The 10164-nt window shown below is 70.3% G+C and carries 9 protein-coding genes and 1 pseudogene; 4 read left to right on the forward strand and 6 right to left on the reverse strand.

Annotation, left to right across the window (positions count from 1 at the left end):
• Window positions 1–32: 32 nt before the first annotated feature.
• The 3 genes from ACIRQF_RS00215 to ACIRQF_RS00225 all read right to left on the reverse strand — a co-directional run bounded on the left by ACIRQF_RS00215 (window position 33) and on the right by ACIRQF_RS00225 (window position 3233).
• A complete protein-coding gene (locus tag ACIRQF_RS00215; RefSeq protein ID WP_404087504.1) occupies window positions 33–1619 on the reverse strand; it encodes a succinic semialdehyde dehydrogenase in 1587 nt (528 codons plus the stop codon).
• A gap of 7 nt (window positions 1620–1626) precedes the next feature.
• Window positions 1627–2553: an acetoacetate decarboxylase family protein gene (locus ACIRQF_RS00220; RefSeq protein WP_382486751.1), complete on the reverse strand. Its 927-nt coding sequence runs from the start codon at window positions 2551–2553 to the stop codon at window positions 1627–1629.
• 104 nt (window positions 2554–2657) lie between these two features.
• Window positions 2658–3233, reverse strand: a complete 576-nt coding sequence (locus ACIRQF_RS00225; protein WP_404087506.1) for a TetR/AcrR family transcriptional regulator — start codon at window positions 3231–3233, stop codon at window positions 2658–2660.
• 209 nt (window positions 3234–3442) lie between these two features.
• Between ACIRQF_RS00225 and ACIRQF_RS00230 the strand changes: the two genes are divergently transcribed.
• Window positions 3443–4363 (forward strand): NAD-dependent epimerase/dehydratase family protein, encoded by a 921-nt coding sequence (locus ACIRQF_RS00230; protein ID WP_404087508.1) that lies wholly within the window; start codon window positions 3443–3445, stop codon window positions 4361–4363.
• Between the two features lie 138 nt (window positions 4364–4501).
• Here ACIRQF_RS00230 and ACIRQF_RS00235 read toward each other — a convergent pair.
• The 3 genes and pseudogenes from ACIRQF_RS00235 to ACIRQF_RS00245 form a co-directional block, all read right to left on the reverse strand.
• Window positions 4502–4897: pseudogene (locus ACIRQF_RS00235) on the reverse strand (helix-turn-helix domain-containing protein); the annotation flags it as partial.
• A 328-nt stretch (window positions 4898–5225) separates the two neighbouring features.
• A complete protein-coding gene (locus ACIRQF_RS00240) occupies window positions 5226–6200 on the reverse strand; it encodes an alpha/beta hydrolase (RefSeq protein ID WP_382486745.1) in 975 nt (324 codons plus the stop codon).
• A gap of 499 nt (window positions 6201–6699) precedes the next feature.
• Window positions 6700–7653: a TIGR03620 family F420-dependent LLM class oxidoreductase gene (locus ACIRQF_RS00245; protein ID WP_404087510.1), complete on the reverse strand. Its 954-nt coding sequence runs from the start codon at window positions 7651–7653 to the stop codon at window positions 6700–6702.
• Window positions 7654–7761: 108 nt separating this feature from the next.
• Between ACIRQF_RS00245 and ACIRQF_RS00250 the strand changes: the two genes are divergently transcribed.
• The 3 genes from ACIRQF_RS00250 (at window position 7762) to ACIRQF_RS00260 (ending at window position 10030) form a co-directional block, all read left to right on the forward strand.
• A complete protein-coding gene (locus ACIRQF_RS00250; RefSeq protein ID WP_404087511.1) occupies window positions 7762–8352 on the forward strand; it encodes a TetR/AcrR family transcriptional regulator in 591 nt (196 codons plus the stop codon).
• A 298-nt stretch (window positions 8353–8650) separates the two neighbouring features.
• Window positions 8651–9130 carry an RICIN domain-containing protein gene (locus tag ACIRQF_RS00255; RefSeq protein ID WP_382486739.1) on the forward strand — a complete coding sequence of 160 codons (480 nt, stop codon included), beginning with the start codon at window positions 8651–8653 and terminating at the stop codon, window positions 9128–9130.
• Window positions 9131–9490: 360 nt separating this feature from the next.
• Window positions 9491–10030 carry an RICIN domain-containing protein gene (locus tag ACIRQF_RS00260; RefSeq protein ID WP_404087513.1) on the forward strand — a complete coding sequence of 180 codons (540 nt, stop codon included), beginning with the start codon at window positions 9491–9493 and terminating at the stop codon, window positions 10028–10030.
• Window positions 10031–10164: the final 134 nt, after the last annotated feature.

Below are 10164 nucleotides of genomic sequence, written 5' to 3' on the forward strand. Positions count from 1 at the left end.
AGGCGGCGGGCCGCGTCGTGGCGGGTGATCGGTCAGCGGACGCCCAGGGCACGCAGCGTCTTGAACGCCCGGGTCAGCATCCGCGCCCACTGCTCGTGCCCCACCGCGCGGGGCGGGGTGAAGCCCTGGAGGCGCTGGTGGGCGACGGTCTGGGTTTCGGTGTACTTGAGCAGCCCGTCGGCGCCGTGACGACGGCCGAGGCCCGAGTCGCCCATGCCGCCCATGGGGGCGTCGATGCTGCCCCAGGTGGCGGCGAACGCCTCGTTGACGTTGACGGTGCCGGCGTGCAGCCGTCCCGCGACCTTGCGGGCCTCGGCGCCGTTGCGGCCCCAGACGCTCGCGTTGAGGCCGTACGGCGTGGCGTTGGCCATCGCCACCGCCTCGTCGACCGATCCGTAGCGGTAGATCGACACCACCGGGCCGAACGTCTCGTGGTCGAACAGCGTCATCTCAGGGGTCACATCGGTCAGGATCGTCGGCTCGTAGAACAGTGGCCCGAGGTCGGGCCGGGCCTTGCCTCCGGCCAGTACGGTCGCGCCTTTCGATACCGCGTCATCGACGTGCGAGCTGACGATCTCGAGCTGCGAGGGGGTGGTCAGCGAGCCCATGTCCGCCGAGAAGTCGTAGGCCGCGCCCAGCCGCATGGCCCGGGCGCGTTCGACGAACGCGGTGACGAACGCGTCGTGGATCTCATCAGCGACGTAGAGGCGCTCGATGGACACGCACAGCTGCCCGGCCGAGGGGAAACAGGCGGCGACCGCACCGGCGGCGGCCCTCTCGATGTCGGCGTCGGCGAGGACGACCATGGCGTTCTTGCCGCCGAGCTCAAGGGACGCGCCGATCAGCCGCTCACCCGCGTCGCGTGCGATCCGGCGCCCGCTGGCGGTGGAGCCGGTGAACATCATGTAGTCCCCGCCGGCCATGAGCGCGTCTCCGATGGAGCTGCCACGGCCGACCACCAGCTGCCAGACGTCGGTCGGCAGTCCTGCCTCGCGCATCAGGGCCAGCGCCCACAGTGCGGTCAGCGCGGTCTGGGTGTCGGGCTTCTGTACGACGGCGTTGCCGGCCATCAGGGCCGGGATGGTGTCACCGGCGGCCATGCTGAGCGGGTAGTTCCAGGGCGAGATGACGGTGACGACGCCCTTGGGGTGGTGCAGCTCGGTGGTGTGGGTCAGCACCGGGATCGCGCCCTTGCGGCGCTTCGGTGCGAGCAGCCGCCGGGCGCTGCGCGCGTAGTAGCGGGCGGTGATCGCGATGTCGCTCACCTCGAGGAACGCGTCGCGACGCGTCTTGCCGCTCTCGGCCTGCATCAGGTCGAGGGCTTCCTCCTGCCGCTGGAGGACGAGGTCGTGGAAGCGCAGCATGATGCGCTTGCGGTCGGCCACCGGGGTGGCTGCCCAGCCGGCCTGGGCCGCGCGTGCCCGGGCGAAGGCCTCCGCGACGTCGTCGGGGGTGGAGACCGGCAGGTCCGCGAGCGGTGCGCCGGTGTACGGCGAGGTCGTGGCGACCCGCTGGGCGCGAGCACCGGCGGCCAGGAGGGTGGCCAGTCGGGCGACCCGGTCCGGCGTCAGCGATGTCGGGAGGGCGGTCTCGGCGGGGGCGGTGTCCGTGGTGGTCATTTCGTCCTCAGCTCCGGTCCTGGATGGAGGTGGGCACGGGCATGTGCAGCGCCAGCTGGCCCTCGGTGGTGACGTCGAGCTGGATCGTCCGGATCGGCTTCAGCGAGCGCAGGTCGTCGCTCATCCGGCCCTCACCGAGCCGCAGGTCCAGGCCGCGCGGGAACCGCGTGGTTCCCGAGGAGAGCATGTTGATCTGGCTGGTCGTGGAGTGCCAGGCGCCGTCGATCGTGGTGTAGGAGGTCAGGGTCGAGACGTGTTCGCCGGTGGGCCGGGCGGTCTGCTTCGGGGTGGGCGCCGACAGGGCGAGGTCGAGGCCGCCCTGGTCGTTGGCGACCCTGGCGGAGGTGCGCTCGGTGTCGATGTCGACGTCGAGCTCGGTGACCCACTTGGGGAACCCGTAGCCGTCGTGGCCGCGCACCTGCGCGATCTCGGTGTTGACCGGCAGCGAGAGTACGTAAGAGTGCAGGGAGTCGTTCTTGAGGCCGGTGACCAGGTCGAGCAGGCCCAGCCCACCGTGCCGGGCCGGCTTCACGGCGATGCCGACCGCGGCCTCGGTATAGAAGTCGATGTCGCACACGTCGTACCGAAAGGCCATCACGGAGACGATCCCGAGCCCCGGGGCGATCTCGAGCGGGTCCAGCTCCCGGGGCAGGCGGGCCCGGATCGCCCTGGTCGACGCGAGCATCGTGAGCCGGGTCGTGGAGATGCGGTAGTAGAAGTTCGGCGTCAGCGTGCGCCCGATGCGGGAGTCCACGCGGCTCTTGGGCATCCGGCGGAAGAAGTCGACGCTGCTGACCCGCGGGTCCCGCTCGACCTCGTCGAGGTCGGTGTCCATGCGGAACCGGTCATAGAGGCCGCCTTCAGGGACGGTGACGGGACGCCCTGCGAGTTCGACCTCTACGGTCCTGTCGGTCAGCTTGCCGGTCGGTGCCATGGACTCTCCTCCAATGTAAGCGGCGCTAACACCGAGCATCGCACGGGATGTGAGCACCGTCAACAACGGAGGATGTGAAGCGCGCGCCGGGCGAGTGGCACGCCTCAGGAGCCGACCGACGTGATGGCGAGGAAGGCGCTGCGCACCCGCTCGGCGACCTCCTCGCCCGACGCGGCCTGCAGCTTGCCGTCGAGGTACAGGCAGGCCAGCCCGTGAGCGAGCCCCCAGCCGGCCGACGCCAGTGCCGAGGCGTCCGCGTCAGGGAAGACACGATCGAGCGCGTCGGCCAGCAGCTCGTGCAGGGCGTCGGCAGCCTTGACCCGCTCGTCGTCGGCGTCGTCGCACGGCTTGCCGAACATCACGCGGAACAGGGCCGGGCGTCGCAGCGCGAAGGCGACGTAGGCGACGGCGAACTCGGCCAGGTCCGGGAGCGAGGCGGGCAGGCCGCGCCCGCCGCCCAGGTCGGCCAGCAGGTCCCGGAAGCCCTCGACGGCCAGCGCGGACTCCAGGGCGTCGCGGTCCTTGAAGTGGCGGTACGGCGCGGTCGGTGACACGCCGGCCTGGCGTGCGACGGCGCGCAGCGAGAAGGGCTCGCCGTCCTCCAGCATCTCCATCGCGGTCGACAGCAGCGCTGCCCGCAGGTCGCCGTGATGGTAGCCACTCTTCTCTGATGTTGACATTGCTTACTTCACCCTCCTACGCTTTGTTAGCACTGTAAACATATCGCACATCCGGAGGACCGGGCTCTGGCCCGCGTCGCCGAGTCCGCGCGGGTCGTTATCACCACCGGCCCCTGCCTGGAATACGGCGAACCACTGGTGGCGGCCTGCGCCGCGGCCGGACGAGCCGGCGTTGCCACCCGCACCATCCACCTCAAGGAGACCCACCCATGCAGACCGTTCTCGGCGCAGGCGGACCGATCGCCGACGAGCTCGTGAGCGAGCTCCACCGCAACCACACCAAGGACATTCGCCTCGTCAGCCGCAAGCCGTCGAGGGTGAACGACACCGACGATCTCGTGGCCGCTGACCTCACCGACGCCGACGCCACCAGCCGTGCCGTCGCGGGCAGCGACATCGCCTACCTCACCGTCGGCCTGCCCCTGGACTCGGAGCTGTGGGAGCGGCAGTTCCCCGTCATCATGCGCAACGTCATCGACGCCTGCGCCGAACACGGCACGAAGCTCGTCTTCTTCGACAACACCTACATGTATCCCGGAACGTCGACGCCCCAGACCGAGTCGACGGCATTCGCACCGGGCGGACGCAAGGGACGGGTCCGCGGAGAGCTCGCCACCATGCTGCTGGAGGCCATGCGGGCCGGACGGGTCGAAGCCCTGATCGGTCGGGCGCCCGAGTTCTACGGCCCCGGCCGGACGAAGAGCTACACGAACTCGTTCCTGTTCGACCGGATCAAGGCGGACAAGCGGCCGTTCGTCCCGGTCGACGCCCATGCCAAGCGTTCCCTGATCTGGACCCCCGACGCGAGCCGCGCTCTCGCTCTGCTCGGCAACACGTCGGATGCCTACGGCCAGACGTGGCACCTGCCGGTCGACCCGGACCGGCAGTCCTACGCCCAACTCATCGAGATCGCCGGAGAGGTCACCGGCCGCAAGATCGGCTACACGGTGCTGCCGATGCTCGCCTTCCGCCTCGGGCGCCGCTTCGTCAAGCCGCTCGACGAGATGTACGAGCTGCTCGCCCGCTACCGCGACGACAACATCTTCGACAGCTCGAAGTTCGCGGCCCGCTTTCCCGACTTCCAGGTCACGAGCTATCGGGAGGGAGTGGAACGGATCCTCGCCGGCTGACCTGTCGACCGGTCCTCCTGTCGGGTGACTCGTGCCGCGAGGCCGAACCGGCTCCGGTATTCCGACGGCGTGACGCCCGTGGCGCGCTCGGAAGTTCGACACGTCCAGGTAGCCGACGCTGCGCGAGATCCGGGCGACCGGCTCGTTGGCCAGCTCCAGCAACTCGCGTGCCTTCGCGATGCGCGCCGCCTGGATGTATTCCGTCGCAGTCAGGCCCGTAGCCTCCTTGAACCGTCGCTGGAAGGTGCGCGGGTGCATGGCCGCGGTCTGCGCGAGGTGCTCGACGGAGTGGGGCTCGTGGAGGAAGGCGTGCACCTGGGCCTGCGCCGCCCGGATGTCGGAGTCGCCATGCTGGAGTCGGGGCGTGAACTCCTGGTAGAGGGACTGCCGCCGGGGCGGCGGGTCGGCGAGGACGAAGCGTGCCGTGTGCAGCATGACGCTGGGACCGAGCATCCGGTCGACGAGGGTGAGGCCCAGATCGACCCAGGCCAGGATCCCCGCGGCCGTCATGATGTCGACGTCGTCGATCACCATGCGTGAGGCGTCCACCCGAACCTTCGGGTGTCGGCGCGCCAGCTCCTCGGCGAACGCCCAGTGGGTCGTGGCGTCCCGGGAGTCGAGCAGGTGGGTGTCTCGGCGAGGACGAAGACGCCGGCGCACACGGCACACGGCACACGGCACACGGCACACGGCACACGGCACACAGAGTGGTGCCCTCGGATCGGAGTCCGATGAGCCGATCGGTGAGCTCGCCAACCGATGTCTTCAGCTCGAGTACGACGAGGGTCGGAGGGATTGCGTGGTCAGCACAGCGATGGGCGGCAGACCCTGTCGAGTCTGCCGCCCGAGTTCCTGGCTGCGGTCACTCCTGGTGGAGAGCCTCCCGCAGCGCGTCGACGGACAACTTCCGTGCGACGTTGGTGGCCGGGGTGTCCCGCAGGCTGTCCAACAGCATGAAGTCGTGGACGGTCCCGCTGACGCGGACGGCCGTCACCTCGACGCCGGCCTCACGGAGCTTGTTGGCGTAGAGCTCGCCACCGTCCCGCAGGACGTCGGCCTCCGCCGTGATGACCAGGGCGGGCGGCAGCCCGTTGAGGTCCTCGAGGGTCGCCCGCAGCGGCGAGGCGTACTTCTCCTCGCGCTTGGCCTCGTCGGTCGTGTACGCGTCCCAGAACCACTTCATCCCGTCGCGGGTGAGGTAGTAGTGCTCCGCGAACTGGTGGTAGGACTGCGTGTCGAAGTCCGGCCCGGTCACGGGGTAGAGCAGGATCTGCGCCTTGAGCGCGAGCCCGCCGCGGTCCTTGTTCATCTGCGCGAAGACCGCGGACATGCATCCGCCGACCGACTCGCCGGCGACGGCGACGCGGGAGGTGTCGAGGCCGTGGTCGGCGCCGTTCTTCTGCAGCCACTGGCCGACGGCGTAGTTCTGCTCGACCTGCGTGGGGTACCCCTTCTCGGGAGCCCAGTCGTAGACCGGGAATACGCCGGCGGCACCGGCTCCGACGGTGAGCTCGCGGAAGAGGCGGTCGTGGGTCTTGTCGTCTCCGAAGACCCAACCAGCGCCATGGATGTAGAAGACCACGGGCAGCGGGCCCGTGGCGCCCTTGGGCTTGATGATGCGGGTGCGGACGGTGCCCCACTCGCCGGCGTCGACGTCGACCCACTCCTCGTCGACGTCCGGGCGCTCGACGCCCTCGCCGCTCTGCAGGTCACTGAGGATCTTGCGCCCCTCCTCGGGCGGAACCTCGTAGATCCGCGGGTGTGGGTCGGTGTCGTCGGCGAGCTTCTTGGCCTCGGGCTCCAGGTACGGCGTGGTGGGGGCCGGAAGGTCGGTCATCGCTGTTCCTTTCCTCGAAAGCCGGTCGCTTGCCTCATCGACGCTACGGACCGTCCGTATCCGGACTGAGTGCCGCGAACGACTCTCTTCGAGGTGATCGCGACACTCGTTTCCGGGGTGCGGGCGGCTTGGTGAGCGGAAAATCGGGCGAACCGAGAACGGGCGACCCCGGAGTGCGGCCCGACGGGGGCTCAGACCTCAGCAAGCCCCAGTCGCAGCGCACAGGGGCTCCGCCCATGGGTGCCGCCCGTGGGCGGGCATGGCGCACCCCCGGGCGGAAGGCTCCTCTGCCTTACAGGGTCCGCCTCGCCGGCGTTGATCGCATTCGGGGAGAGCGGCAGCGGGCCGGCCGTCGTCCACGAAATGCCGACGGACGCGAAGGCATCGCTGCGGGCGACGGTACGGGCCTGGCACATCGCCCCACGCCTGCGGCCGGCCGTCGTCGCCCTGGGCGGAGAAGGCCACGCCGATCGGCGGTCCCCCACCACCTGGTCGGGCGTCAGCTCATGGTGGCTCGATGGGGGTCCGACGCCGGCGGAGGCGGGACGAGGGCGGACGCGAGTTCGCGCCACTCCTGCTCCGGCAAGGTGGTGGGATCGGCGGTCAGTACCTGCAGGCACACGTGGTCGGCTCCCGCGTCGAGGTGCGCGCGCACGCGGCGGCGGATCGCCTCCGTACCTCCGTATGCGACGATCGCGTCCACCAGTCGACGGCTCGGACCGCCCGTGACGTCCGCGTCGCCGAAGCCGAGCCTTCGGACATTGGCCTGCTGGTGCGGCGCCATGGCGACGTAGCCGGCGACGTGCGCGGTGGCCACCTCCCGGGCCCGGCCGAGGTCGGTGTCCAGGACGACGGCCTGCTCGACACCCAGGAAGGCGTCCGGCCCCATGATCGTCCGGGCTTGCGCGGTGTGCTCGACCGGGACGAAGTAGGGGTGCGCGCCCCAGGTGCGTTCGGCGGCCAGCTGGAGCATCTTCGGGCCGAGGGCGGCCAGGACGCGCCTGGGGGCCGGAGTTGGCACAGGGCCGTGGGCGGGGGTGGCGTCCATGGCGTCGAGGTAGGCGCGCATCGTTGCGAGCGCCTTGCCCCGGGCCGGGACGGGGTAGTCGTCCACCTCGTGCACGGTGTCGTCGACCCGGTGCCCGCCCAGGCCGAGCAGGTAGCGTCCCGGGAAGGCCTCTCCGAGAGTGCGGGTCGCGTTGGCCATGGCGATCGGGTCCCTGAAGGCGATGTTGGCGATGCCGGACGCGACGGTGATCCGGCGGGTCGCCGACAGGACCAACCACGCCTGGCCCACCGTGTCACGACCGAACGCTTCACCGTGCCAGATGGCTCCGTACCCCAGTTCCTCCAGTTCCGCGGCCGATTCCCTCACGCGTCCGGCGGGCTGCCCCTCGTATGCGAAGGTCCAGATCCCGACTCGGCCGAGCCGCGTCCGCGCGTCGTTCTTCATCCGCACTCCTCAGGCAGCATTCCGGAGAGGTTCTCCGCTTTCGGTCCGGCTACCATACGGAGAACCTCTCCGGTTTGCCATACCGAGAGTCGACCGAAGGGCGGGACGATGACGAGCAGGCAGGACGGAGCCGCGGCCGGGCCTCCGCGGCGCACGGACGCCCGCCTCAATCGGGAACGACTGGTGGCGGCGGCACGAGAGGTGTTCGCCGAGGACGGGCCCGGCGCCTCCCTCAACGAGATCGCCCGCCGGGCGGGGGTGGGCCCCGGCACCCTCTACCGCCACTTTCCCGACCGCTCGGCCCTGCTGAGCGCGGTCCTCACCGACCGGATCGAGACCCTTGGCAGGCAGGCAGAACGGCTGCTCTCGGAGGACGCCGACGGCGCCCTGGAGCAATGGCTGCAGGCCTTCCTCGTCCACGCCCGCGTGAACCAGGGCATGGGCAGCGCCCTCCTGGCCGAATCCGCCGGCGAGTCCGGCCGTGACTGCCACCGGCGCATCCTGGACATGGCGACCGGGCTCCTGGCCCGGGCCCAGCAGCACGGAACGGCCCGCGCCGACGTGACCGCCGACGACCTCCTCCACCTCGTCATCGGGATCGCGCTGTCCACCACACAGGACGAGCAGACCGGCCGGCCCGAGTTCCTGCTGGACCTGGCCCTGGACGCCGTCCACGGGACACCGCGCCGGAAGGCCTGACGGCCCCGTACACGGGGCCCCTGCAGTCCGGACATCCTCCACGGGAAGCGATGCGGGCCTCGGCCGAGCTGCACCCGTTGCACAGCAACGCTGCGTGCCCCGCACACCCTGACGTTCCGTCCGGACCTAGATTCACTGTTGCCGGACACCGCCCGGGCGACGAACACTGCCATGGCGCGTCGATCCTCGTGATCTCCGCCCGTGGCCGCGCGGCGCGGACAGGTGACCCCGCCTTCCGGCCGGCAACCATCACCGCCACCCCCGCCCGCGGGGCTGGCAAGCTTCGAGGAAGACCGAGATGATACGCAAGGCGTCAGCCCTACTCATCGCACTGCTCACCGCGCTCGGCGTCAGTGTCCTGTCGACCGGCACGGCCAACGCCGCCGGCAACCGGCTCTACAACCTGGGCAGCTGCGCCACTCCCGAGGGCAACAGCACCGCCAACGGAGCCGTCATCACCGTCTGGTCCTGCACCGGCAGCAACCTGCAGAACTGGCACTGGCTCAACCAGCACATCGTGCACGACGTCAGCGGCAAGTGCCTGACCCCGCGCGGCAACGCCTCCGCCACCAACGGCACGGTCCTCACCCTGTGGACCTGCGACTGGAGCGACACCAGCCCGCAGGTCTTCGTCGGCAACTCCGGCCGCACCTGGACCCAGTTCGGCGGCAAGTGCATCACGAACAAGGGCAACTCCTCGGCCAACGGAACCTGGCTGACCCTGTGGACCTGCAACCCGGAGTTCAACACCGCCCAGGCATGGGGCCTCGTCTACTGACGACTCCGCGGCGGGGTGTGAGCGGTCCACGCTCTCACCCCGCACCCGTCCTGGCCGACTCCCGCCCCTGGCAGCGGAACTCACGCTCCGTCACATACCGTGGGCCCACGCGATGTTGTCGCGGCGTTGCTTGCCACGGGCGAGGCCGCAGCGGTGGCCGACCCCCAGGAGCACTGATCGGGCCGCTCATCAGGCTCGCCAGGCAGAGGGGCGGATCGGGTTCCGCAGCATCGGCGGAACCTTCGACGTGTCACGGCTCACGTACGCCTTATGGAGCATCACTTACGTCGCAAGGTCTTGCGATCACGAACGGCGATCTGAGCCGGCTGCCGGATGCTCCCGTCTCGATTGCAGAGGACCATGAAGCTCACCTTCTTCACCCGTGCCCGGCACGGCCTGCTTGTTCTCGCCGCCTCCCTCGGTCTCGTGTTCGCCGCCTCGGCCGCTCCGGCCCAGGCAGCCACGCCCTCCGTCGTCTACCTGGGCACCGTGACGCTCCAGGTGAAGCACTCTGGGCAGTGTCTCGAGGTAGCAGACTGGAGCAAGGCGGACGGCGCGGCCGTCCGCCAGTGGACCTGCCACGGTGGCGACAACCAGAAGTGGTACCGCTGGGGCCTGGCGAACGACGTCGATGCGTTCTATTACATCAACGTCAACAGTGGCAAGTGCCTGGAGATCGGCGGCTGGGCGACCCAGAACGGCGCGACCGCCGACCAGTGGGGCTGTCACTACGGCCTCAACCAGCGCTTCTACGGCGGGGAGGGCTTCCGCATGGACAACGCGTACTCCCCCCAGAAGTGCCTGGAGATAGCCGACTGGAGCACGCAGAACGGCGCCCCCGCGCGACTGTGGACGTGCACGTACCAGCCCAACCAGCACTTCTCCATCAGGGCAGCGTGAGCCCTGGGCGGGGGGGGGGGGGCCCCCCCCCCCCCCCCCCAACCCCCCCCCGCCCCCCCCCCCCCCCCCCGCGGCCCCCCCCCGCCCCCCCCCCCGGGGCCCCGGGGGGGGCAAGTGGCCGGCCGCGGCGGGGA

Source organism: Streptomyces sp. NPDC101191, from assembly GCF_044767915.1.
Lineage (GTDB): Bacteria > Actinomycetota > Actinomycetes > Streptomycetales > Streptomycetaceae > Streptomyces.

Coding starts and splice junctions, on each gene's coding strand:
- ACIRQF_RS00260 (WP_404087513.1), top strand. CDS start 9,491: ATGAAGCTCACCTTCTTCACCCGTGCCCGGCACGGCCTGCTTGTTCTC.
- ACIRQF_RS00245 (WP_404087510.1), bottom strand. CDS start 7,653: ATGAAGAACGACGCGCGGACGCGGCTCGGCCGAGTCGGGATCTGGACC.
- ACIRQF_RS00240 (WP_382486745.1), bottom strand. CDS start 6,200: ATGACCGACCTTCCGGCCCCCACCACGCCGTACCTGGAGCCCGAGGCC.
- ACIRQF_RS00255 (WP_382486739.1), top strand. CDS start 8,651: ATGATACGCAAGGCGTCAGCCCTACTCATCGCACTGCTCACCGCGCTC.
- ACIRQF_RS00230 (WP_404087508.1), top strand. CDS start 3,443: ATGCAGACCGTTCTCGGCGCAGGCGGACCGATCGCCGACGAGCTCGTG.
- ACIRQF_RS00225 (WP_404087506.1), bottom strand. CDS start 3,233: ATGTCAACATCAGAGAAGAGTGGCTACCATCACGGCGACCTGCGGGCA.
- ACIRQF_RS00220 (WP_382486751.1), bottom strand. CDS start 2,553: ATGGCACCGACCGGCAAGCTGACCGACAGGACCGTAGAGGTCGAACTC.
- ACIRQF_RS00215 (WP_404087504.1), bottom strand. CDS start 1,619: ATGACCACCACGGACACCGCCCCCGCCGAGACCGCCCTCCCGACATCG.
- ACIRQF_RS00250 (WP_404087511.1), top strand. CDS start 7,762: ATGACGAGCAGGCAGGACGGAGCCGCGGCCGGGCCTCCGCGGCGCACG.